We start from the raw sequence: 22,464 nt of genomic DNA, 5'->3' as shown, positions 1-22,464 counted from the left end.
CGAGTGCGCAGGACAGCGCACTCGAGCAAGGCGCCTACGAGCTACATGGACGTATTTACCGCGTGTCCTGCACGGCCATGCCCTCCGCCTCCCCACGCATCAGGAAGGCGCTGCAGTTGCTCTCGATCTGGCCGTTGCCTTTAGCGGGCCGGCGGGCTGCAAGCCCGCCAGCGAAAAATTCACCCGGCCACGATGTACTGCTGCAGCTGATCCAACTCCCGCCGCTGCGCGTCGATCACCGCCTTCACCAGGTCGCCGATGGAGATCACCCCCAGCACCGACCCGCTTTCCACCACCGGCAGGTGGCGGATGCGGTAGTCGGTCACCAGCTGCAGGCAATGTTCCACCTGCTCACCCGGCGACACCGTCACCACCTTCGCCGTCATGATCTCGGACACCGCCGTATCGCGCGAGGAACGATCGTGCAGCACGATCTTGCGCGCGTAATCGCGCTCGGACAGGATGCCGACCAGTCGCGGCCCCTCCATCACCAGCACCGCGCCGATGCCCTTCTGGGCCATCAGCCGGATCGCATCGATCACCGCCGCGCCGGGCGCGACCGCGTGTACTTCAGGGGACTTGCCGTCCAACAGTTGCCGTACCGACGTCATCTGCCTGCCCTCCCAGGGTGGGTTGCAGGGCCGAGTCTGCCACGGAAGGTGCTAGCCACGCGTCAACCAGGTACAGCGGCCGCTGCTTGGACTCCTCGTACAGGCGGCCCAGGTACTCGCCGATCAGCCCCAGCGCGATGAGCTGCACGCCGCCCAGGAACAGGATCACCGCCATCATCGTCGGCCAGCCCGCCACCCGGTCGCCATACATCGCCGCCTTGATGATCACCCAGACGCCGAACACGAACGCCGCCGCGGCGGTCACCAGGCCCAGGTAGGTGGCCGCCCGCAGCGGCACGGTCGAGAACCCGGTGATGCCTTCCAGTGCGAAGTTCCACAGGTTCCAGAAGCTGAACTTGCTGTTGCCGGCCAGCCGCGCATGGCGGTGGTAGGGCACGGCCACACGGCGGAAGCCGACCCAGCTGAAAAGGCCTTTCATGAAGCGGTGGCGCTCGCGCATCTCGCGCAGCGCACTCAGCGCCCGCGGCGACAGCAGGCGGAAATCGCCGGTGTCGGCGGGAATCGGCGTGCGCGACAGGCGGCCGATCACGCGGTAGAACATGGCCGCCGTGGCCCGCTTGCTCCAGCTTTCGCCGTCGCGCACCTTGCGCGTGCCGTAGACGTTGTCATAGCCCTCTTTCCAGTGCGCGACGAAGGTCGGCACCAGTTCCGGCGGATCCTGGCCATCGGCATCGAGGATCATCGCAGCGCCTTCGCGCACCTGGTCCAGGCCGGCGGTCAACGCGGCCTCCTTGCCGAAGTTGCGCGACAGCCGCAGGGCCGAGACACGCGGGTCGGGATGGGCGAGGTGTTCGATCACCGCCCAGGTGGCGTCGGTGCTGCCGTCATCGACATACAGGATGTGGCCGTCGACATCGTCCAGCGCGTCGAGCACCGCGCACAGGCGCGGGTGCAGCTGGGGCAGCGCCAGTTCCTCGTTATGGGCGGCGATGACGAAGGTCAGGCGTTGGCGGCTCATGCCTGGATTGTACGTCGCTGGCGGGCTCGCAGCCCGCCGGCCCGCCTGAAGCAACGGCAACGGCAGGAGCAGCGCCTTCCTGATACGTGCGTGAGGCGGAGGGCATGGCCGTGCAGGACACGCGGTAAATACGTCCATGTAGCTCGTAGGCGCCTTGCTCGAGTGCGCTGTCCTGCGCACTCGGCAAGGCCGGGGTTGGGCGTCCTGCCCAACCCGCCCGAGGCATGCCTCGGGCCCTTGGCGCCTACGGTCCTGCACGGCCATGCCCTCCGCCTCTGGACACATTCCCGCGAGCGCGGTGCGTTTGACTGCCGATCATCCGCTTCTGGTAGATGCCAACCTTGGTTGGCACAGCTTTTGATTCTGCTTTTTGCCTCTTTCTTTTGAATTCCCGCTCTCGTTCCGCGCGCGCGGGAAACTGTCCGGAGCCGGAGCAAGGCGGCAGGCAGGACCGTGAGGCGCATGGATGCGCCGACCGAGCCCCCATGGATGGGTTTACGGCGTGTCCTGCCTGTCGCCTTGCTCCGGCTCCACGCACGGAAAAACGAGGCGCCGCGAAACGATCAACCGTTACTCCTCCAGATACCCCGCCCCGCCCAGCTGCCGGGCCTGCCGCTGTATCCACGTCGCCCGCCGCTGCACGTACGGCCCCGGCTTGGCCGCGTTGTACCGCCGCGGCGCCGGCAGCACCGCCGCCAACCGGGCGCTTTCACCCGGTGCCAGCCGCGCCGCGTCCTTGCCCCAGAATTTCTGCGCCGCCGCCTGCGCGCCGTACACGCCATCACCGAACTCGGCGATGTTGGCGTACATCTCCAGGATGCGTTCCTTCGGCCAGAACGCCTCGATCAGCACCGTGTACCAGACCTCCAGACCCTTGCGGATCCAGCTGCGGCCCTGCCAGAGGAACAGGTTCTTGGCCACCTGCTGGCTGATCGTGCTGGCCCCGCGCAGGCGCCCGCCCTTGGCGTTGTGGTCACGCGCCTTTTCGATGGCCTGCAGGTCGAACCCGTTGTGCTCCGGGAAGCGCTGGTCCTCGGCCGCCACCAGCGAAATCGGCAGGCTCGGCGCCATCTGGTCCAGGTCGCGCCACTGGTAATGCAGGCGGTAGGACCAGTCGCCCTCGCCCAGTGCCTCGCCGTAGCGCCACAGCATCACCGTGGACAGCGGCGGGTCGATGAAGCGCAGCACCAGTACCTGCAGGCAGCTGAAGCCCACGAACAGTACCGGCAGCCACAGCAGCCGCTTCCAGCGCCAGCGTCGGCGGGCCGGCGTGGTCGCCACGGCCTGCACGGCCTCCACCTTGTCCTGCTCTCCCCCTGCCCCCATTACTGGTGCATCCTTCTCATGCCTGGTTGTCGGCGCATTATCCGGCAACCGCCCCTGTTTACGCGCGATGTGAGCCGATGACCGCCCAAACCGATTCCCTGATCCGCTTCCTGCTGCCCGACGCCGGCGTCCGTGGCGTGCACGTGCAACTGCAGGCCACCTGGCAGGAAATCCTGTCCCATGCCGTGTACCCGGACAACGCCGCCGAACTGCTCGGCGAGGCCTGCGTGGCCTCGGCCCTGTTCACCGGCCACACCAAGGTGGACGGCCGCCTGTCCATCCAGCTGCGCAGCAACACCGGCCTGCGCACCCTGTTCGCCGAGTGCACCGCCGCCGGCACCCTGCGCGGCATCGCCCAGCTGGCCGACGGCGCCGACGCGCCGCGCGACCTGTCCAGCCTGGGCAGCGACGCGCTGCTGGCGATCACCATCGAGAACCCCGGCCTGGACCCGCGCGAACCGCAGCGCTACCAGAGCCTGGTCGGCCTGACCGCGCCGGCGCTGGATGAGGCCTTCGAGGACTACTTCCGCCAGTCCGAACAGCTGCCGACCCGCCTGCTGCTGGCCGCTGACCGCAACGGCGCCGTGGGCCTGCTGCTGCAGAAGCTGCCCGGCGACGAGGGCGACGACGACGGCTGGGCCCGCGCCAGCGCCCTGTTCGACACGCTGGGCAAGGCCGAACTGCTGGCCACCCCGGCCGAGCAGATGCTGCACCGCCTGTTCCATGAGGAAAAGCCGGAACTGATGGGCAGCAAGCCGCTGGCCTTCGGCTGCTCCTGCTCGCACGAGCGGGTGGCCTCGATGCTGGTCTCCCTGGGCGAGGAAGAAGCCCGCGCGGCCGCCGAAGACACCGGCGCGGTGGAAGTCCGCTGCGAATTCTGCGGACGGGAGTATCACTTTCCGTTGACGGAGTTCGGCATACTGTTCCACGGTGCCGAGGGGACTGTACCGGCACCTGAACGACTTCAATGAATGAGCAGGTCTTGTGTTCTGAGGAGGATCAAGGCTTGTTAAGATTTCATAAACATCCTAGGATCGAGTTCCCGCCCCAGCGGGAACTTCCGTTGTCCGCCCCTGTCTGAACTGGTCCGATGCGTACTTTCCTGCGTCTACCGCTGGCCCTGCTGATCGCCCTTGGCGCGATCACGGGCGCGCATGCGCAGAGCAAGGACACCCGCACCGTGCTGCCGGTCTGGAACAAGGGCAGCGGCAAGGTCGAGGCCCTGCTGTACCTGGAACCGACCGGCGAACAGGCTGCCGGTGCCCGTTGGCACTTCGGCCGCAACTCGCTGGACGCGGCCTTCGGCCTGTCCTCCGGCGATTCGCTGGGCCTGCTGTGCAGCAACAGCAGCGGCAGCAGCATCAGCGGGTTGGCCAGCCACTGCATGCTGGCCAGCCTCGGCGATGACGATGACGCCATCGGTGCCAACAACCGCCGCCTGACCGGTACCGCCGCACTCAACCGCGGCAACAACCGCCTGGGCATCACCGCCGGTACCAGCCGCGAGACCCTGCCGGCCTGGCTCGCCTCGCCGAACAAGACCCCGGCCCTGCGCGGCGAACAGAACGACCTGACCGTGTTCGCCCAGCGCAACATCGGCCGCGAAGGCTTCGTGTCCATCGCCGGCACCTACGCCAAGGCGCGCCTGGTGCCGATCTCCGATGCATCGCCGGCCCTGGTCGACCGCTGGGACAGCAAGAGCCTGAGCCTGGGTGCCGGCTACGGCAATTTCACCGGCAGCATCATCGGCCGCGTGGTCGACGTTCCCGGCAAGCCGGGAAAGTGGGAAGGCCTGGGCATCGGCCTCACCTGGCGTACCCCGTGGTCGGGCCAGTTGACCGTCGGCGCCGAGAACGTGATCAGCCGCGGCAAGAATCCGTTCTCCCCGCGCAACGAAAGCAACGACGACGGCACCGTGCCGTACGTCCGCTACGAGCAGGATCTGTAAGACCGGCTGCACAGCGCACAGGCGCCTGCTGCACCCCACCGCCAGCTGACCCGAAAGCGCCCCATGGGCGCTTTTTTCATACGTCAAGCGCCGCCGCCCCGGACACGTTGAAACCGATTGCATATCAAGCGAAGCCACCAGATAAGGCAAACAAAGTCCGGAAAAACGCGTGATTACTTTCCTGCGGGTTTCGACACACTTTGAAAAACAGGCGCGCAAGCAATTGTTTCACATGGTTTTTATGGCTCAAATACGGCAAGCACATGGATTGTTAACACAGCTTTAATTCTTTGCTTACGGCAGTTACTATCGGGTCAGCCTTCGTTTTTGGAGCGGCATTTTCCGCACCGCACGCAGGCACACACCCAGCCAAGATCCCTTGGAGAGAGAGAGAGCCAATGAACCTGAAGTCCAACAAGCTGCGCGACGGCATCATCGTCGCGCTGGTGGCCGGCGCCGCCATGGCAACCAGCGCCCAGGCGCAGGACGCCACCAACCTCGACCGTATCGAAGTCACCGGTTCGCGTATCCGCTCGGTGGATACCGAAACCCAGCAGCCGGTGCTGGTCATCACCCGCGCCACCATCGAACACTCCGGTGTCACCTCGGTCGGCCAGTTGCTGCAGAACATCAGCGCCAACAACGGCTTCTCGATGAATGCCCAGGTCAACAACGGCGGCGATGGCTCCTCCGGCGTCAACCTGCGTGGCCTCGGTGCGTCGCGCACCCTGGTGCTGGTCAACGGCCGCCGCTGGGTGACCGCCCTGGACTCCACCGTCGACCTGAACACCATTCCGGTGGCCGCGGTCGAGCGCGTGGAAGTGCTGAAGGATGGCGCCTCCTCGATCTACGGCTCCGACGCCATCGGCGGCGTGGTCAACCTGATCACCCGCAAGGACTACGACGGCGCAGAAGCACGCGTCTATGTCGGCCAGATGGGCGAAGGTGACGGACAGCGCACCTCGTACGACTTCACCATCGGTGCCAACACCGATCGCTCGAACATCCTGTTCAGCGCGTCCTACAGCAAGGACAAGCCGGTCATGGCGCGCGACCGCGCCATCTCGCGCAACCCGACCTTCGGCCTGACCGAGCGCAGTTCGGTGTCGTCCTCCGGCGTGATCTGGCAGACGCTCGATGCTGCCGGCAACCCGATCTGGCGTGACCAGTTCGCCAGTGACGACGATTTCTTCGCCGCGCTGGACGACGTCAGCCAGAGTGTCATCAACAATGGTGGCGACTCGCGCAACCTCGCCGACTACCACCCGTACACCACCGCCGGCGATGGTTACAACTACGCTGCGGACAACTACCTGCTGACCCCGTCGGAGCGCCGCTCGGTGTTCGTGCAGGGTGCCTTCGACATCACCGACTCGGTCACCGCCCGCGCCGAAACGCTGTACAACCAGCGTGAATCGGAGCAGCTGCTGGCCGGCTTCCCGGTGACCGAAGGTTTCTACCTGGCCGGCACCCGTGGCCTGGACAAGGACAGCTACTTCAACCCGTACAAGGGCACCGCCGATGCGCGTGACCTGGATTACGGCCGTCGCTTCGTCGAGCAGCCGCGCGTCTACAACCAGGACGTGAAGACCTTCCACTTCTACGGCGGCTTCGAAGGTGTGTTCAACTTCGGCGACCGTTCGTTCAACTGGGATGCCGGTTACCGCTACAGCCGTACCGACCAGAACGATCGCATGCGCGGCGATCTGAACACGCTCAACCTGAACCAGGCCACCGGTCCGTCCTTCATGGACACCGACGGCGTGATCAAGTGCGGCGCGCCGGGTGCGGTCATCGCAGGCTGCGTGCCGCTCAACCCGCTGAGCAGCCCCGGTTCGATCAACCAGGAGCAGCTGGACTATGTGATGTTCACCGCACATGACCAGTACCAGAACCTGAGCAAGAGCTTCACCGCCAACCTGGCCGGTGACCTGTTCCAGCTGCCGGGCGGCATGGCCGGCTTCGCGCTGGGCTTTGAAAACCGCAAGGAAAGCGGCTACGACGACCCGGACGCACTGGTCGCTGCCGGCTACACCTCGGGTAATGCACGCAAGGCTACCTCCGGCGCATACTCGCTCAACGATGCCTACCTGGAAGTGGCACTGCCGCTGCTGTCCGACCTGCCGGGTGCCCAGCTGCTGGAGTTCAGCGCCGCAACGCGCTTCTCCGATTACGACAACTTCGGCCAGACCACCAACAGCAAGTTCGGCTTCAAGTGGAAGCCGATCAACGACCTGATGGTGCGTGGTAACTGGTCCGAAGGCTTCCGTGCGCCGTCGATCACCAACCTGTACCGCGGCGCCAGCGACAGCTACATCAACTTCGGCGATCCCTGCTCCTCCGACTGGAGCGGCTACAGCGCAGAAGTGCAGGCCCGCTGCGTGGCAGCTGGCGTTTCGCCGACCTACCTGCAGCAGACCAACGCTGGCCTGGGCTACGGCGGTCAGACCATCTTCCCGTTCACCCTGGGCGGCAACGCAAACCTGGGTCCGGAGACGGCGACCAACTACACCCTGGGCTTCGTCTACAGCCCGAGCTTCGTGCAGGGCTTCGACATCTCGCTGGACTGGTACAAGATCTCCATCGAGAACGCGATCAGCACCCCGACCTCGGACTTCATCCTGGACCAGTGCTACGTCGCGCCCAATGGCGACCGCAGCTACTGCTCGGCTGATTACTTCGTCCGCGACGCCGCCGGCCGCATCACCAACATGTTCCTGCTGCCGCGCAACCTGGCAGAACGTGAAGTGGAAGGCTACGACCTGAGCATCCGTTACCGCCTGCCGGATACCCGTTGGGGCAGCTTCTCGTTCAACTGGGACAGCGCCTACGTGGCCACCGACAAGTCGCGCGCCAACAAGGACGAGGCCTGGGACAACGCCGTGGGTCGCTACTATCAGGACACCCCCGGCTGGCGTCTGAGCTCGAACCTGACCACCGACTGGACCTACGGCGATTTCGGCCTGACCTGGACCATGCGTTACCGTTCCTCGCTGTCGGAAGACTGCAAGGGCACGACCGCAGCATTCCTGGCCGCCGGCCTGTGCTCGGACCCGAACAAGCTGGGTGAGGGTGGCGTGCGCGATCCGCGTAACCACATCGAATCGGTCGTCTACCACGACGCTGAAGCCCGCTACAACCTGCCGTGGAACGCTACGGTGGCCATCGGTGCGCAGAACCTGTTCCAGAACGATCCGCCGCTGGCCGGCCGCGCCTTCGCGAACACGTACGACTACTCGTACGACACCCCGGGTGGCTTCTACTACATGCGTTACACCCAGCGCTTCTGATAGAAGACTGGGCCCAGCATGACCCGAGCAATGGCCCCGGCAACGGGGCCATTGCCTTTTCTGATCTTCCAACCCGGAGTCCTGCCATGTCCGATGTTGCCGTGCTGACCGAACGCGCCCTGGCCCATGCCCGCAACGGCGACACCACGGCGGCCGAACAGAGCTTCCGTGAGCTGCTGCTGCACGCGCCAGAGGATGTGCAGGCGTTGAACTTCATTGCCCGCTGCCACAGCACCCGCGGCGAGCACGCGGCTGCCGAGCGGCTGCTGCAGCGCGCCCTGGCAGCAGCACCCGATGATGCCGGCACGCTGAAGAATCTGGCGGTGAGCCTGGTCGAACAAGGCCAATGGCAGGCTGCTTTGGCCCACCTGCAACCGCTGCTGGCGCAGGACCCGGGCTTCTTCGTTGCCCGCCTGTACCTGGCGCTGAGCCTGCAGCAGAGCGGTGCCCACGCCGCTGCCCTCACCCACTTCTACCAGGCGGTCAGCCAGGCACAGCGACAGGGCCACTGGACCAGCGCGCAGACCACCCCGCCCGGCCTGCGCCGCCTGGTCGAACATGCCATGCGCAGCCTGCGTGACGGCCGCCGCCATACCCTGCAGCAGGTGCTGGCACCGCTGCAGCAGCGCCATGGACGCAGCGTGCTGCAACGCATTGAACAGGCCGTTGCCGGCTACCTGGGCGAACTACGCCTGGCCACCGCCGGTCCCCAACAGCGGCCCACCTTCCTGTACATCCCCGGCCTGCCTTCGCCGCGCTATTTCGACCCTGCACTGTTCCCCTGGTACGAGACGCTGCAGGACGCCACCCCGCTGCTGCGCGGGGAACTGCTTTCGGTGTTGGAAGAACGCCAGTTGCTGGCCCCCTTCCTTGGCGAACCCAGTGCCGGGCGCGGTGGCAGCTATCTCGGTGGCGAGGGCGAACAGCCGCGCTGGGATGGATTCTTCTTCCATCGCCACGGCAAGGTCTTCAGCGAAAACGCACAGCGCTGCCCGCGCACCGCGGCCGCGCTGGAGCAGGTGCCGCTGGTACGCATCGAAGGCCATGCACCGGAAACCCTGTACTCGGTGCTTGGCCCCGGCTCGCACATCCTGCCACATACCGGGGTCACCAACAGCCGCATCGTCACCCACCTGCCCCTGATCGTGCCGGAGCACTGCGCCCTGCGCGTGGCCGGTGAAGAACACGCCTGGCAGGAAGGGCGGTGCGTGAGCTTTGACGACACCTGGGAACACGAAGCCTGGAACCGCAGCCAATCAACCCGCGTCGTGCTGCTGTTCGACGTGTGGAACCCCGGCCTGGATGAGGCCGAGCGCGATGCCATCGATGCGCTGGTGCGCGGCATCGCCGAGTTGAACGGCGAAGACATCCTGGCCGGCTGAATCCAGGGGCGGCTCCACTCGTGGAGCCGACCCGATTGCCGGCTCACCGCGCGCGAAGCGCGGTTGCGGTTACCCGTTCGGGATCAGCGTCTCGATCAGGTGCTCGACGTAGGCTTCGAAATCCTCGCGTGCCTGCTTCGGCTGCTGCAGCTGCAGCGACAGCTGCAGGAAGCCGACATAGGCCGCGTAGGCCAGCCGGGCGCGATGGCGTGCATCGGTCGAACTGAGCCCGGCCTGGCGGAACGAGGCCACCAGGTAATCCAGGCGCCGCTGCGAGACCCGGTCGATCACCGGCCGCACCATCGGGTGGTCCAGCGCCTTCAGCAGCTCGCTGTAGATGATGTGCGGCTGCACTTCGTGCGCAACCATCTGGAAAAGCTGGCGCAGGCGCGCACGCGGATCGGGCACGTCTTCGAGGCTGCCGAAGACCTGCTCCTGTTCGAACAGTTCCCAGCGTTCCAGCGCGGCCTGCAGCAGTGCATCGCGCGAAGGGAAATGCCAGTAGAAGCTGCCCTTGGTCACGCCAAGACGGCGCGCCAGCGGCTCCACCGCGACGGCGCCCACACCTTGTTCAGCGATCAGATCGAGGGCCGCCTGTGCCCAGTCTTCGGCACTGAGGCGGCTGTTGCGGCCGGCACGCGGTTCGCCGGCAGAAGCGTCAGGTTGATTCATGGGGGAGATTTAACCATACGGCGGGGTTCGTTGCAGTACGCCGTTGCGGCCGAAACCGTCGCGGGGCGGGCGATGGCGCCTTCCGCAGCGCACCATACTGCATGGTATTGACTTCCGTCACCAGCCATCCATACTAGCGAGTATGGTTACGTCCCCTACTCCCGCCGCGTTCCACGACCTGCGTCTGGAGGCGGCCCATGGCGCCCATCTGGCGGCCACGGCCAGCGACCACGGTCGCCGCGGCCGCGTGCTGTTCGCCCATGGCTTCGGCCAGACCCGGCATGCGTGGAATGCCACCGCACGGGCGCTGTCTGCCGCCGGCCTGCAGACGCTGGCCTACGATGCGCGCGGCCACGGCGATTCGGACTGGAACGCCGCCGACCTGCCCTACCACGGCGAACAGTTCGCCGATGACCTGATCGTGCTGGCCGGCGAGCAGCCGCGCCCGCCGGTGCTGGTTGCCGCCTCGATGGGCGGGCTGTTCGGCCTGCTCGCCGAATCGCGCTGGCCGGGCCTGTTCTCGGCGATGGTGCTGGTCGACATCACCCCGCGCTGGGACACCGCCGGCGTCGAGCGCATCCTCGCCTTCATGACCGCCCATCCCGATGGCTTCGCCTCGCTGGCCCAGGCCGCGGACGTGATCTCCGCCTACCTGCCGCACCGCCCGCGCAAATCCGAGCAGTCGCTGCGTGCGCTGCTGCGCGAGGATGGCCATGGCCGCTGGCGCTGGCACTGGGACCCGCGCCTGGTGGCCGAACTGGCGCGCGACAGCGAACAGCACCAGGATGCACTGGCCGAGGCCGCGCGCCAGGTGAAGTGCCCGCTGCTGCTGGTCAGTGGCGGCCGCAGCGACCTGGTCACGCCGCAGACCGTCGCCGAATTCCTGGCATTGGCGCCGCACGCGCGCCACGTACAGTTGCCGCAGGCCACGCACATGGTCGCCGGTGATGACAACGACGCCTTTACCGCTACTGTGTTGGACTATCTGGACGTGTTGCCCGCAGCGGATGCTGCAGCTTCGTCCGCCACAAACGAGCACGTCACCGGAGCACGCTCATGAGCATCGTTCTTCCCTTCCTCGCCCTGCTGCTGGCAGGCGCGTTCGTCGCCTACCACCGCATGCGCCTGCTGACCTGGACGCTGATCAGCCTGGCCCTGCTGGCCGTCTGCTGGTTCGTGCCGTACGTCAACCAGACCGCCACGATCGTTGCTGCCGCCGTGCTGGCGGTGATCGCCGTGCCGCTGCTGCTGCCGTTCATCCGCAAGCCGCTGCTGACCGGCCCGATGATGAAGGTGTTCCGCAAGGTGCTGCCGCCGCTGTCGCAGACCGAACGCATCGCGCTGGAAACCGGCTCGGTCGGTTTCGAAGGCGAGCTGTTCACCGGCGACCCGGACTGGAACATCCTGCTGAACTACCCCAAGCCGCAGCTGACCGCTGAAGAACAGGCCTTCCTCGATGGCCCGGTCGAAGAGCTGTGCACGATGGTCAACGACTGGGAAATCACCCACGTCCATGCCGACCTGCCGCCGGAGCTGTGGGCCTTCATCAAGAAGAACAAGTTCTTCGGCATGATCATCCCGAAGGAATACGGCGGCCTCGGCTTCTCTGCGCTGGCCCACCACAAGGTCATCCAGAAGCTGGCCTCGGTGTCGTCGGTGGTCAGCTCCACCGTCGGCGTGCCGAACTCGCTGGGCCCGGGTGAGCTGCTGGTGCATTACGGCACCCAGGAACAGAAGGACCAGTACCTGCCGCGCCTGGCCGATGGCCGCGAAGTGCCCTGCTTCGGCCTGACCGGTCCGTTCGCCGGTTCCGACGCCACCTCGATTCCCGATTACGGCGTCGTCTGCAAGGGCGAGTGGAACGGCGAGCAGGTGCTCGGCGTCAAGCTGACCTTCGACAAGCGCTACATCACCCTGGCCCCGGTCGCCTCGCTGATCGGCCTGGCCTTCCGCATGTACGACCCGGATGGCCTGATCGGTGAGACCCGCGACATCGGCATCACCCTGGGCCTGCTGCCGCGCGATACCGCCGGCGTGGAGATCGGCCGTCGCCACTTCCCGCTGAACTCGACCTTCCAGAACGGTCCGATCAAGGGCAAGGATGTGTTCATCCCGCTGACCCAGCTGATCGGTGGCGCTGCGATGGCCGGCAAGGGCTGGAACATGCTCAACGAGTGCCTGGCCGTGGGCCGCTCGATCACCCTGCCCTCCACCGCCAGTGGCGGTGCCAAGGCCGGCGCAGCAGTCACCGGTGCCTACGCACGCATCCGCAAGCAGTTCGGCCTGTCGGTCGGCCGCTTCGAGGGCGTGGAAGAAGCGCTGGCCCGCATCGGCGGCAAGGCCTACAAGATCAGCGCGCTGTCGCAGGCCACCGCCGCTGCGGTCGACCGTGGCGACGTGCCGTCGGTGCCGTCGGCCATCGCCAAGTACCACTGCACCAGCATGAGCCGTGAAGTGATCTCGGACATGATGGACGTCATCGGCGGCAAGGGCATCATCCTCGGGCCGCGCAACTTCGCCGGCCGCAGCTGGCAGGCCGCGCCGATCGCGATCACCGTGGAAGGCGCCAACATCATGACCCGCAGCCTGCTGATCTTCGGCCAGGGTGCGATCCTCTGCCACCCGTGGGTGCTGAAGGAAATGAAGGCCGCGCAGGATCCCGACACCCGTGCCGGCCTGCAGGACTTCGACCGCAGCCTGTTCGGCCACATCCGCTTCGGCATCTCCAATGCCGTGCGTTCGTTCTGGTTCGGCCTGACCGGTGCACGCTTCGGTGCCGCCCCGGGCGACGCCTACACCCGCCGCTACTTCCGCAAGCTCGACCGCTACTCGGCCAACCTGGCGCTGATGGCCGACATCTCGATGATGACCCTCGGCGGCAAGCTGAAGTTCAAGGAATCGCTGTCCGGCCGCCTGGGCGACGTGCTGAGCCATGTCTACATGACCAGCGCCATGCTCAAGCGCTACCACGACGAAGGCGCGCCGCAGGCCGACCAGCCGCTGCTGGCGTGGGCCTTCCATGACAGCGTGCACAAGATCGAAGAGTCGCTGTCGGCGGCCCTGCGCAACTTCCCGATCCGTCCGATCGGCTGGCTGATGTGGGCGCTGATCTTCCCGCTGGGCCGTCGTGCCGAAGCCCCGGGCGACCGCCTGAGCCGTCGCGTCGCTGCCCTGCTGATGGCCCCGAACGAAGCCCGTGACCGCCTGGCCAGCGGCGTGTTCCTGACCCCGTGCGAGAACAACCCGGGTGGCCGCATCAACAGCTACCTGAGCAAGGCGATCATGGCCGAGCCGGTGGAGCGCAAGTTCCTGAAGGCGCTGAAGAGCAAGGGCATCGAGGCGCTGGACTTCAAGGCGCAGCTGGACGAGGCCGTGGCAGAGGGCGTGATCACCCAGGACGAGCGCAGCCTGCTGGAAGAACTGCGCACGCTGACCCTGGACACCATCACCGTGGACGACTTCGACACCCACGAACTGCGCGCGGCCAGCTACTACGACCGCCAGCACAAGGACCCGCATTCGCAGGCAGCGTGATCGCCTGCGTCAAGCGCACACGGAAACGGCGGGCCTCGGCCCGCCGTTTTTGTTTGCATGGTGCGGAGCCACGCATGGCGTGGCACTACCACCGCAGTAGAGCCACCCCATGGGTGGATGCGCGCAGCGCCAACGGGCAATCACGCCGGCACGAACCACCACGCCACCGCCGCCAGCACGGCCGGTACCGCCTGGATGAAGAAGATCCGCTTGTTGACGCTCCACGCGCCGTAGCAGCCGGCCACGATCACGCAGCCCAGCGAGAAGTTCACCAGCATCGGCAGGTGGTCGAACAGGCCCCAGAACAGGCCCGCAGCGAGGAAGCCGTTGTACAGGCCCTGGTTGGCCGCCAGCACGCGGGTGATCTCGGCCTTCTCCGGCGTGTTGCGGAACGTCTTCAGGCCCAGCGGGCGGGTCCACAGGAACATCTCCAGCACCAGGAAGTAGACGTGCAGCAGTGCGACCAGCAGGGTCAGGGCGAGTGCGATCCAGTACATGCAGGGTTCCTTGGGTAGGTTGATGGAGTGATGGGGTCAGAGCCCTCACCGTGGGAGAGGGATCCGACCCCGCGCAGCTCAGCGGTCGCGCGGCAGCTTCTTCTCTTCGCGCAGCACGCCGAACGCGGCCAGCGTCATGCACGCGGCCACCAGCATGCCGCCGGCGAACACCACATGCGAGCCGAACAGCGACAGCCCCTTGTGCACCCAGGTGAAGCTCAGGTCGGCGCCGCGGTAGACCACGGTGTCGATGGCCGCGCCGGCCTTGTAGCGCCACTGGCGGTCCACGCGGGTGTAGATGGTCTCGCGGGCCGGCTTGAACAGCGAGAACTCGCTGGCCCGGGTCAGCACCTGCACCACCGCCACCATCATCGGCAGCGGCGAGGCGGCCAGCACCGAGAAGCCGAGCAGGATGGCGAAGGCCGGTATCAGCAGCGCCGGCGCGATGCCGTGGCGCGACAGCAGCCAGCGGGTCAGGCTGAGCTGCAGCAGCAGGGTCAGCGCGTTCACCGCCAGGTCGATGCGCGAGAAGAACGCCGTGCTGGCCGCCGGGTCGCTGAAGGCCGCCCGCACGATGCTGGCCTGCTGGTTGTACAGCATCGTGCCCACGCCCACGCCGAACACCACCAGGATCGCCAGCCAGCGCAGCAGCGGCTCGCGCACGATCAGCTTGAGGCCGTCGAGCACGCTGCCGCCCATCGGATTCTCGCCGGACACCAGCTGCTGCTCGCGCTCGCGCAGCACCGCCCAGTGCCGCAGCCGCCAGATGCAGAACAGGCAGACCACCAGGAAGCCGGCCGAGACCAGCATCAGGTTGGCGATGCCCACGCGCTGCACCAGCGCGCTGGTGAGGACCGGGCCGAGGAAGGCACCGACCGTGCCGGCCGCGCCGATGTAGCCGTAGTACGCGCGTGCCTGCACGTTGCTGAAGACATCGGCCATGAAGCTCCAGAACACAGCCACCGCGAACAGGTTGAAGACCATCACCCAGAGGAAGAAGGCCATGCCCCGCCCCGGCACGCCGCTGTCGAACAGCACGTAGAACACCAGCAGGGTGGCGATGAAGAAGCCATACACCACCGGCAGGAACACCCGCCGCGGGAAGCGGCTGACCAGCCAGCCATAGACCGGCTGCAGCACCAGCATGATCAGGAACACGCAGGTGAACAGGAACTGCAGGACGAAGTCCTTCAGGGCGATGCCGTGGCTGGCGAACCAGCCGATCAGCAGCGGCGGGAACACCGTCTCCAGATCGGACGAGGCGGCCATCGCCTCGCGCACCGGGCGCAGCACGTAGTAGCCGCTGAGCAGGCAGAAGAAATACAGGAACGACCACCACAGCGCCGGCGATTCGCGCAACGCCGCCACAAGCCCGCGCAGCGGCCCCTTGCCAGTGGCCGCGCTCACGCGGTGGCCCCGGCCGGGACGCGGCAGTTGGATGGCGGCATGGCAAGCTCCGGGGGCAGTGAAGCGCGTACGTTAGACAATGCACTGCAACATCGCCAGCAGACCGTGCGCGATGCCGCCAGGCGGGCTCATGTGGAGGGCGTCTGCGGGCCCGTCCAGACCCCCCTCGCCGGGCGTCAAAAATCCAACTTTTTCAATCAGATGCGCATTCATCTTCGCTTTGTTTGTGCACAGGCGAAAAGCGGCGCTAGAATCACAGACAGCAGTCGCGCACGGGTCCAACCGATGAAAATGAACAACCTGCGTCGCCCGGTCCGGGCGGCGACCACCGGTTTGCTGGGCATGTTGATGCCCGTGGCCTTGTCCACCACCGCGCAGACACCGCCGGCCCTGCCGCCGATGCCGACCAACATCGAAACCGCCGCGGGTCCGGGCATCGCCCACACCCAGCCGGCGGCCTACCGCACCGGCCTGGTGCCGCAGGTGCAGCTGCCTGCCGCCGGCTTCAACGTCGCCCATATCGAATCGATGGCGCAGCAGCTCACCTATGGCGAGCGCGTGCCGGGCATGGCCGTGGCCATCGTGCAGGGCGGCCGCGTGCTCAGCGCGCGCGGCTACGGCGTCACCGACGTCAACAACCCGCTGCCGGTCGACGCGCACACCGTGTTCCGCCTGGCGTCGCTGTCCAAGGCCTTTGCCGGCACCATGGCCGGCCTGCTGGTCAACGACGGCACGCTGCGCTGGGACAGCAAGGTGACCGACTACGTGCCGGGCTTCCGCCTCAACTCGCCCGAAGCCACCGACCGCCTGACCGTGGCCGATGTGCTCAGCCACCGCGTCGGCCTGCCCTACAACGCCTACGATCGCGACATCGAAGGCAATGCCGAGTACTACTCGCTGACCCAGAAGCTGGCCAACACCAGCCTCAAGTGCCTGCCGGGCGACTGCTACGCCTACCAGAACGTGGCCTTCAGCCTGATCGGCGACGTGGTCTATGCCGCCTCGGGCAGCTTCTACGAACAATCGGTCGAGCGCCGCATCTTCAAGCCGCTGGGCATGAACGATGCCAGCCTCGGCCTGGCCGGCATCCAGGCCAGCTCGCGCTGGGCGCGTCCGCACGTGCGCAGCCGCAACGGCTGGGTGTCGCTGATGCCGAAGCCGACCTACTACCGTGTCGCCCCGGCCGCCGGCGTCAACGCCAGTGCCAGCGACATGGCGCAGTGGCTGCTGGCCCACACCGGGCATCGTCCCGACGTGCTGCCGGCGCCGCTGCTGGCCACCCTGCATTCGAGCCTGATCAACACCCCGGGCGAGATGCGCTCGGGCTGGCGCCGTGAGCGCCTGCACTCGGCCGGCTACGCGCTGGGCTGGCGCACGTTCGATTACGCCGGCCACGACGTGGTCTTCCATGCCGGTGCGGTGCAGGGTTACCGCGGCCTGGTCGCACTGGTGCCCGAACGTGACCTCGGCATCGCCATCCTGTGGAACGGCGAAAGCGGCCTGCCCAGCGGCCTGCTGCCGACCGTGCTCGATTCGGCGCTGGGCCTGCCGGCGCAGCGCTGGCTGGACGTGGACACCGATTTCGGCAGCGACAGCCTGATGGCCGAAGGCGCGACCCCGGCGCAGCAGGACAAGCGCAAGGGCAAGGGCGCCTCGGGCAACCGCGCGGTGGCCTCGCCGCGCTGAGCGCGGCAGCCTGCCGGTGATCGGAAGAGGCGACGGTCAGTCGACTCCGCGGGGCCGGATCGAAAAGCAGTCGACTGGCAGTCGACTCTACCCACGGCGGTGAAGCAGACGCAGGCTCAGTGCGCGAAGTAGTGCATGCCGCCATCCACCGGGATCACCGCGCCGGTGATATAGCCGGCCAGCGGCGACGCCAGGAACGCCACCAGCGGTGCGACCTCCTCCGGTTCGCCGAAGCGCCCGATCGGAATGTTGCGCTCGATGAACGCGCGTCGGCTTTCCTCGGTGGGATGCAGCCGGCCGAGGATCTGCGCGCTGTTGATCCGGCCCGGCGCGATCGTGTTGACCGTCACGCCCTGCGCCGCCACCTCCGATGACAGGCCCTTGCTCCACAGGTGCAGCGCGGCCTTCGCCGCCGTGGCGGCATTCACCGCACGCGGCTCCATCGAACCGCTGAAGTTGATCACCCGCCCCCAGCCCTGCGCCTGCATGCCGGGCAACAGCGCCTGGGTCAGCCGTCGCGACGCGGAGAAGTTCAGCGCCATCGCTTCGTCCCATACGTCATCAGCAGCGTCGACAGAGGTCGGCCGCGAGCCACCCGCGGCATTGACCAGGATGTCCACGCGCTGCAGCGCGTCCTGCGCCCCGGCGGCGATACGCGCCAGCTGCGCGGCGTCGGTGAGGTCACCCGGCAGGATCAGCGGCGCGGCTGCACCGCTGGCTGCGATCTCCGCTGCCAGCGACTGCAGCGGCTCCAGCCGTCGCGCGTTGATCGCAATGCGTACGCCGAGCGCCGCCAGCTGCCGCGCAACCGCCGCGCCGATGCCGCTGCCCGCGCCGGTCACCAGTGCGGTACGTCCTTCAAGACTCAGATCCATGGTGTTCTCCGTCATGCGTGGCCGGTACATCCGGCCCGTGCAGCGCATGCTCTTTGATCACCCCTGATTGATAAACTCCGCGCAGGTTTCAGCATTCAGAACCCGGAGTGTCAGATGAACCTGCTGGAGAGCATGCAGGTCTACGTGCTGATCGTGGACAAGGGCAGCCTCAGCGCTGCGGCCGCGGCGATGGACATCTCGGCGACGATGGCCGGCAAGCACCTGCGTGCACTGGAAGCGCGCCTGGGCATGCAGCTGCTGAGCCGCACCACGCGCCGCCAGCACATGACGCCGTTCGGCGAGGACTACTACGCCCGCTGCCGGGACATCCTGCGGCTGGTGGAAGAGACCGATGCGCAGGCCGCCCACCAGCAGATGGCGCCGGCCGGCACGCTGCGCATCAGCGCACCGGTGATCTTCGGCACGCATGCGCTGGTGCCTGCCCTGGCCGAGTACATGCAGCGCCATCCGCAGGTGCGGGTGGAGGCGAGCCTGAGCGACCGCGTGGTCGACCTGGCCGAGGAAGGTTTCGAAGCCGCGCTGCGCATCGGCACCCTGGCCGACAGCGATGCGTTGGTGGCACGCCCACTGACGCCCTACCGGTTGATGATGTGTGCCGCGCCGTCCTACCTCGCCCGCCACGGCACGCCGCGCACGCTCGCCGAACTGGCGTCGCACCAGTGCCTCTCGTTCGAACCCCGCGCGTTGGCGCAGTGGCTGCAGGACGAGGCTGGCGATCTCGAGCGTATCGCCGCTGCGCGCCTGCAGATCAACAACGGCGAAGCGCTGCGTGCGGCGGCGCTGCATGGGCTGGGCATCGTGCTGCAGTCGACCCTGCTGCTGGCCGCGGACGTGGCCGCCGGGCGGCTGGTGCAGCTGTTCCCGCAGCACGGCCAGGCCGGTCGGCCGATGCACGTGGTGTACGCGCACGATCGCTACCGCTCCACCCGCCTGCGCAGCTTCCTGGATTTCCTGGTGGAGCGGTTCCCACCGGTACCGCACGGGTAGCGTCGACGGTCGCCCATAAAAAAACCCCCTCCCCGCTGGGCAGCCAGGGAAGGGGGTTTCAGGGTACGGCTATCGGGAAATACTTAGATCAGCGGCGCCGGGGTTGCCGGCAGAGCGACCGGAGCGGCCTTCTTCTTGCGGGCGGCCGGCTTGCGCTTGGCAACCTTCTTGGCAGCCTTCTTCGGGGCAGCCTTCTTGGTGGCCTTCTTCGCAGTGGCCTTCTTCGCAGTCGCCTTCTTGGCAGTCTTCTTCACTGCCTTCTTGGCGACCTTCTTTACGGCCTTCTTCGCGGACTTCTTTGCTGGCTTCTTGGCGACCTTCTTCGCCGCCTTCTTCACTGCCTTCTTGGCAGTAGCCTTCTTGGCGACCTTCTTGACGGCCTTCTTCGCGGTCTTCTTTGCCGGCTTCTTGGCGACCTTCTTCGCCGCCTTCTTCACTGCCTTCTTCGCAGTGGTCTTCTTGGCGACCTTCTTCACGGCCTTCTTGGCGGTCGCCTTCTTCGCGACCTTCTTCACTGCCTTCTTGGCAGCGGCCTTCTTAGCGACCTTCTTCACCGCTTTCTTGGCGGCGGGCTTTTTCTTCGCAGCTTTCTTGGTTGCCATGGGATGGCTCCTCGTCAGTGATAGGGAGTTGAAACGCCCAGGTGGATCAAACCCGCGGTTGCTGCGTGCGGGGACCGCCGGCGCGTCAGGCGCGCCGTTACGGATGCGGCAATGCCCGCCTCGATCGGCGGAGCGGGCATCGGAACGGAAGATGCCTTGCATTTCTCCGGGGGAAGCGGGGCCATGTCCACCGTCGGCAGGATCGCGGTGGTCTTGAAGGGGCTGCTTCGCATCGGACGATTGATTCGGCGCACTCGGTTTGGCAGGCAAGGTCTGCTGAGGCGAAACCTAATCACGGTTTTTTTTACTGTCAACAACCCCCGCGAAAAAATTTCACATCCGCGTCCATCCGAACGCCGCCGACACCGCCACCACGCGGCACCTTCCCGGCCCTGCATCGCGCACCGGCAACGTCACGCGCAGCAACACGTGATCGCACCTGCTGAATAAAAAACGCCTGAAATAAGCACTCTGCGTTGATGGGTGACAACAGATGCCGGGCCATGCACCACGTCGTCCGGCACACGCCAACGCGCGCGCCCGCCGCACCACAACGGGTCTGCAACGGGGGGTAAAAGTTTTCACATCCGAACACGCAAACGCGGGACGGAAACGCGGATTTGCGCAAAACTGCGCACGCCTGATCGCGCCGTTCGATGCCGCCTGATGCCACGCCGAAGGTGTGCCGCGAACCCGATGGCATGAGTCGACGACGGAGGCTGGAACGAAAACGGCCACCCGAAGGTGGCCGTTCTGGAAGCAGGAAGCGAGGACTCAGTGGTCTTCGTTTTCCAGGGCTTCGGCGTACGCGTCCGGATCCAGCAGCTCGTTGAGCTCGTCGGCGTTGGTCAGCTCGACCACGTACATCCAGCCTTCGCCGTAGGCATCTTCGTTGATGGTTTCCGGCTTGTCCGACAGCGCCGAGTTGACCTCGACGATCGTGCCGCTGACCGGGCTGTAGACGTCCGAGGCGGCCTTGACCGACTCGACGACGGCGATCTGCTCGCCCGCCTTGGCCTCGGCGCCGACTTCGGGCAGCTCGACGTAGACCAGGTCACCCAGCAGGCCCTGGGCATGGTCGGAAATACCGACGGTGACGCGGCCATTGCCTTCGACGCGGGCCCACTCGTGGGACTTGAGGAACTTGAGGTCGCCGGGGATCTCGCTCATGGGAACTGCTCCAGGTTTTGCAGGGGGTGGAAAAAACGGGGCTAGTGTAACCAACCGACCGCCACTGCTGTCAGTGACGGCCGGCACGTTCGGATCAGGCGTCGGCGAGCACGCCGGGCTGGGCCTGGCCTTCGCGGACGAACGGGAACTTGACCACGCGCACCGGCACCTGCCGGCCGCGGATATCGACGGTGACCTGGCCGAGTTAGCCCGCCGGCACGCGGGCGAACGCGATGCCCTTGGCCAGGCTCGGCGAGAAGGTGCCGGACAGGATTTCGCCCTGGCCGCCGGCAGTGGTCACCGCCTGGCCGTGGCGCAGCACGCCCTTCTCGTCCATCACCAGGCCGATCATCTGGCGCGCGTTGCCGGCGGCCTTCTGCGCCTCCAGCACGTCGCGACCGATGAAGTCGCGACCTTCGTCCAGCGACACGGTCCAGGCCAGCGCCGCTTCGTACGGGCTGATCGCTTCGTCCATGTCCTGGCCGTACAGATTCATGCCGGCTTCCAGGCGCAGGGTGTCGCGCGCGCCGAGGCCGGCCGGCTTCACGCCTGCCGCCAGCAGGCGGTTCCAGAAGGCGACCACGGCGTCCTGCGGCAGCAGGATCTCGAAGCCGTCTTCGCCGGTGTAGCCGGTGCGGGCGACGAACAGTTCAACACCGTCGTCCGCCTTGACCTGCAGGGCAGCGAAGCGGCCGAGCTTGGCCAGCGCGTCACGGTCGCTGCCGCCGACCAGGCCGACCACGCTGTCGCGTGCCTGCGGCCCCTGCACGGCGAGGATGGCCAGGTCCGGGCGCTGCTCGACGCTGACGCCGAACGGTGCCGCCTGTTCGCGCAGCCAGGCCAGGTCCTTCTCACGGGTGGAGGCGTTGACGACCATGCGGAAGAAATCGTCGGCCAGGTAGTAGACGATCAGGTCGTCGATGACGCCGCCGGCCGGATTCAGCATGCACGAGTACAGTGCCTTGCCCGGCACCTTCAGCTTGTCGACGGAGTTGGCCAGCAGGCGGCGCAGGAACGGCTTGACCTGCTCGCCGCGCAGGTCGACCACGGTCATGTGGCTGACGTCGAAGACGCCGGCTTCGCGGCGCACCAGGTGGTGTTCGTCCAGCTGCGAGCCGTAGTGGATGGGCATGTCCCAACCCCCGAAATCGACCATCTTGGCGCCGAGGGCGCGGTGGGTATCGTTGAGCAGCGTCTTCTGGGTCATGACCGGTCCGGCAGCAGGATAAACAAGAGCGTCCATTATCCCAGATCGGTCGGCGGCAGGCGTGCCGCAGCGCAGCGGGGGTTGTTGGGTTGTAGCCGGCCTGCGGCCGGCAGCGCTTTCTACAAGCCAGAGCGCAGAGCCAGAGCACTCAGGCTCTGGGTTGTTTCGGGTTGGGCGGGGCGGTGTGGGCTGGCAGGACACGCCGTAAACCCGTCAATTGGGGGCGGGTGGGTGGCAGGTATTAGGCAACCCGGATAATAGTTGACGCAT

At 66.7% G+C, this 22,464-nt stretch carries 18 protein-coding genes and 1 pseudogene; 9 read left to right on the top strand and 10 right to left on the bottom strand.

Features of this window, described 5'->3' with window-relative positions:
- Window positions 1-179 precede the first annotated feature (179 nt).
- The 3 genes from ACVOK1_RS16170 to mtgA form a co-directional block, all read right to left on the bottom strand.
- Window positions 180-611, bottom strand: coding sequence for a CBS domain-containing protein (locus ACVOK1_RS16170; protein WP_108769662.1), 432 nt, complete (start codon window positions 609-611; stop codon window positions 180-182).
- Window positions 571-1,590: a glycosyltransferase family 2 protein gene (locus tag ACVOK1_RS16165; protein ID WP_164074099.1), complete on the bottom strand. Its 1,020-nt coding sequence runs from the start codon at window positions 1,588-1,590 to the stop codon at window positions 571-573. Before ACVOK1_RS16165 ends, ACVOK1_RS16170 begins: the two co-directional genes overlap by 41 nt.
- Before the next feature lie 570 nt (window positions 1,591-2,160).
- Window positions 2,161-2,916, bottom strand: coding sequence for a monofunctional biosynthetic peptidoglycan transglycosylase (gene mtgA, locus ACVOK1_RS16160; protein WP_108769664.1), 756 nt, complete (start codon window positions 2,914-2,916; stop codon window positions 2,161-2,163).
- Window positions 2,917-2,993: 77 nt separating this feature from the next.
- Here mtgA and hslO point away from each other — a divergent pair, with 77 nt between their 5' ends.
- The 4 genes from hslO to ACVOK1_RS16140 all read left to right on the top strand — a co-directional run bounded on the left by hslO (window position 2,994) and on the right by ACVOK1_RS16140 (window position 9,536).
- Entirely contained in the window at window positions 2,994-3,887 is an 894-nt protein-coding gene (hslO, locus tag ACVOK1_RS16155) for an Hsp33 family molecular chaperone HslO (protein WP_108769665.1), read from the top strand.
- A 119-nt stretch (window positions 3,888-4,006) separates the two neighbouring features.
- Window positions 4,007-4,864: an XOO1806 family protein gene (locus ACVOK1_RS16150; RefSeq protein ID WP_108769666.1), complete on the top strand. Its 858-nt coding sequence runs from the start codon at window positions 4,007-4,009 to the stop codon at window positions 4,862-4,864.
- 398 nt (window positions 4,865-5,262) lie between these two features.
- Window positions 5,263-8,154 (top strand): TonB-dependent receptor plug domain-containing protein, encoded by a 2,892-nt coding sequence (locus tag ACVOK1_RS16145; protein ID WP_481562662.1) that lies wholly within the window; start codon window positions 5,263-5,265, stop codon window positions 8,152-8,154.
- 86 nt (window positions 8,155-8,240) lie between these two features.
- Window positions 8,241-9,536 carry an aspartyl/asparaginyl beta-hydroxylase domain-containing protein gene (locus ACVOK1_RS16140; protein WP_481562661.1) on the top strand — a complete coding sequence of 432 codons (1,296 nt, stop codon included), beginning with the start codon at window positions 8,241-8,243 and terminating at the stop codon, window positions 9,534-9,536.
- 69 nt (window positions 9,537-9,605) lie between these two features.
- Here the strand turns inward: ACVOK1_RS16140 and ACVOK1_RS16135 are convergent, their stop codons facing one another.
- Window positions 9,606-10,208 carry a TetR/AcrR family transcriptional regulator gene (locus ACVOK1_RS16135; RefSeq protein ID WP_079222832.1) on the bottom strand — a complete coding sequence of 201 codons (603 nt, stop codon included), beginning with the start codon at window positions 10,206-10,208 and terminating at the stop codon, window positions 9,606-9,608.
- Between the two features lie 142 nt (window positions 10,209-10,350).
- Between ACVOK1_RS16135 and ACVOK1_RS16130 the strand changes: the two genes are divergently transcribed.
- Window positions 10,351-11,268: an alpha/beta fold hydrolase gene (locus tag ACVOK1_RS16130; protein ID WP_200752811.1), complete on the top strand. Its 918-nt coding sequence runs from the start codon at window positions 10,351-10,353 to the stop codon at window positions 11,266-11,268.
- Complete coding sequence (locus tag ACVOK1_RS16125) at window positions 11,265-13,742, top strand: acyl-CoA dehydrogenase (RefSeq protein ID WP_406235112.1); 2,478 nt, start codon at window positions 11,265-11,267, stop codon at window positions 13,740-13,742. Before ACVOK1_RS16130 ends, ACVOK1_RS16125 begins: the two co-directional genes overlap by 4 nt.
- Window positions 13,743-13,882: 140 nt before the next feature.
- On the opposite strand, the gene ACVOK1_RS16120 is transcribed toward ACVOK1_RS16125, so the two are convergent.
- Together ACVOK1_RS16120 and ACVOK1_RS16115 are read right to left on the bottom strand one after the other, a co-directional pair.
- Window positions 13,883-14,239 carry a DUF1304 domain-containing protein gene (locus ACVOK1_RS16120; RefSeq protein ID WP_108753874.1) on the bottom strand — a complete coding sequence of 119 codons (357 nt, stop codon included), beginning with the start codon at window positions 14,237-14,239 and terminating at the stop codon, window positions 13,883-13,885.
- Between the two features lie 78 nt (window positions 14,240-14,317).
- Entirely contained in the window at window positions 14,318-15,646 is a 1,329-nt protein-coding gene (locus tag ACVOK1_RS16115) for an NTP/NDP exchange transporter (protein ID WP_481562660.1), read from the bottom strand.
- Window positions 15,647-15,931: 285 nt separating this feature from the next.
- Here ACVOK1_RS16115 and ACVOK1_RS16110 point away from each other — a divergent pair, with 285 nt between their 5' ends.
- Complete coding sequence (locus ACVOK1_RS16110; protein ID WP_481562659.1) at window positions 15,932-17,332, top strand: serine hydrolase domain-containing protein; 1,401 nt, start codon at window positions 15,932-15,934, stop codon at window positions 17,330-17,332.
- A 116-nt stretch (window positions 17,333-17,448) separates the two neighbouring features.
- Here the strand turns inward: ACVOK1_RS16110 and ACVOK1_RS16105 are convergent, their stop codons facing one another.
- Window positions 17,449-18,207: an SDR family oxidoreductase gene (locus ACVOK1_RS16105; protein ID WP_481562658.1), complete on the bottom strand. Its 759-nt coding sequence runs from the start codon at window positions 18,205-18,207 to the stop codon at window positions 17,449-17,451.
- A 114-nt stretch (window positions 18,208-18,321) separates the two neighbouring features.
- Between ACVOK1_RS16105 and ACVOK1_RS16100 the strand changes: the two genes are divergently transcribed.
- On the top strand, window positions 18,322-19,215 hold the full coding sequence (locus ACVOK1_RS16100; RefSeq protein WP_200752816.1) for a LysR family transcriptional regulator: 894 nt from the start codon (window positions 18,322-18,324) through the stop codon (window positions 19,213-19,215).
- Window positions 19,216-19,298: 83 nt separating this feature from the next.
- Here the strand turns inward: ACVOK1_RS16100 and ACVOK1_RS16095 are convergent, their stop codons facing one another.
- Window positions 19,299-19,817 (bottom strand): hypothetical protein, encoded by a 519-nt coding sequence (locus ACVOK1_RS16095; protein ID WP_481562657.1) that lies wholly within the window; start codon window positions 19,815-19,817, stop codon window positions 19,299-19,301.
- 111 nt (window positions 19,818-19,928) lie between these two features.
- Here ACVOK1_RS16095 and ACVOK1_RS16090 point away from each other — a divergent pair, with 111 nt between their 5' ends.
- Entirely contained in the window at window positions 19,929-20,267 is a 339-nt protein-coding gene (locus tag ACVOK1_RS16090; RefSeq protein ID WP_481562656.1) for a hypothetical protein, read from the top strand.
- A 324-nt stretch (window positions 20,268-20,591) separates the two neighbouring features.
- Here ACVOK1_RS16090 and gcvH read toward each other — a convergent pair whose 3' ends face one another.
- Both gcvH and gcvT read right to left on the bottom strand, forming a co-directional pair.
- Window positions 20,592-20,987 carry a glycine cleavage system protein GcvH gene (gene gcvH / locus ACVOK1_RS16085; protein ID WP_108769674.1) on the bottom strand — a complete coding sequence of 132 codons (396 nt, stop codon included), beginning with the start codon at window positions 20,985-20,987 and terminating at the stop codon, window positions 20,592-20,594.
- 94 nt (window positions 20,988-21,081) lie between these two features.
- A pseudogene (gene gcvT, locus ACVOK1_RS16080) lies at window positions 21,082-22,194 on the bottom strand (glycine cleavage system aminomethyltransferase GcvT).
- Window positions 22,195-22,464: the final 270 nt, after the last annotated feature.

The sequence above is a fragment of the Stenotrophomonas sp. STEN087 genome (genome assembly GCF_056759115.1).
The sequence above is the reverse complement of the archived record's forward strand: the minus strand, read 5'-3'. Positions and strand labels throughout refer to the sequence as shown.

Coding starts and splice junctions, on each gene's coding strand:
- ACVOK1_RS16135 (WP_079222832.1), bottom strand. CDS start 10,208: ATGAATCAACCTGACGCTTCTGCCGGCGAACCGCGTGCCGGCCGCAAC.
- ACVOK1_RS16150 (WP_108769666.1), top strand. CDS start 4,007: ATGCGTACTTTCCTGCGTCTACCGCTGGCCCTGCTGATCGCCCTTGGC.
- ACVOK1_RS16120 (WP_108753874.1), bottom strand. CDS start 14,239: ATGTACTGGATCGCACTCGCCCTGACCCTGCTGGTCGCACTGCTGCAC.
- ACVOK1_RS16170 (WP_108769662.1), bottom strand. CDS start 611: ATGACGTCGGTACGGCAACTGTTGGACGGCAAGTCCCCTGAAGTACAC.
- hslO (WP_108769665.1), top strand. CDS start 2,994: ATGACCGCCCAAACCGATTCCCTGATCCGCTTCCTGCTGCCCGACGCC.
- ACVOK1_RS16100 (WP_200752816.1), top strand. CDS start 18,322: ATGAACCTGCTGGAGAGCATGCAGGTCTACGTGCTGATCGTGGACAAG.
- ACVOK1_RS16125 (WP_406235112.1), top strand. CDS start 11,265: ATGAGCATCGTTCTTCCCTTCCTCGCCCTGCTGCTGGCAGGCGCGTTC.
- ACVOK1_RS16095 (WP_481562657.1), bottom strand. CDS start 19,817: ATGGCAACCAAGAAAGCTGCGAAGAAAAAGCCCGCCGCCAAGAAAGCG.
- gcvH (WP_108769674.1), bottom strand. CDS start 20,987: ATGAGCGAGATCCCCGGCGACCTCAAGTTCCTCAAGTCCCACGAGTGG.
- ACVOK1_RS16145 (WP_481562662.1), top strand. CDS start 5,263: ATGAACCTGAAGTCCAACAAGCTGCGCGACGGCATCATCGTCGCGCTG.
- mtgA (WP_108769664.1), bottom strand. CDS start 2,916: ATGGGGGCAGGGGGAGAGCAGGACAAGGTGGAGGCCGTGCAGGCCGTG.
- ACVOK1_RS16105 (WP_481562658.1), bottom strand. CDS start 18,207: ATGGATCTGAGTCTTGAAGGACGTACCGCACTGGTGACCGGCGCGGGC.
- ACVOK1_RS16165 (WP_164074099.1), bottom strand. CDS start 1,590: ATGAGCCGCCAACGCCTGACCTTCGTCATCGCCGCCCATAACGAGGAA.
- ACVOK1_RS16140 (WP_481562661.1), top strand. CDS start 8,241: ATGTCCGATGTTGCCGTGCTGACCGAACGCGCCCTGGCCCATGCCCGC.
- ACVOK1_RS16130 (WP_200752811.1), top strand. CDS start 10,351: ATGGTTACGTCCCCTACTCCCGCCGCGTTCCACGACCTGCGTCTGGAG.
- ACVOK1_RS16090 (WP_481562656.1), top strand. CDS start 19,929: ATGCCCGCCTCGATCGGCGGAGCGGGCATCGGAACGGAAGATGCCTTG.
- ACVOK1_RS16110 (WP_481562659.1), top strand. CDS start 15,932: ATGAAAATGAACAACCTGCGTCGCCCGGTCCGGGCGGCGACCACCGGT.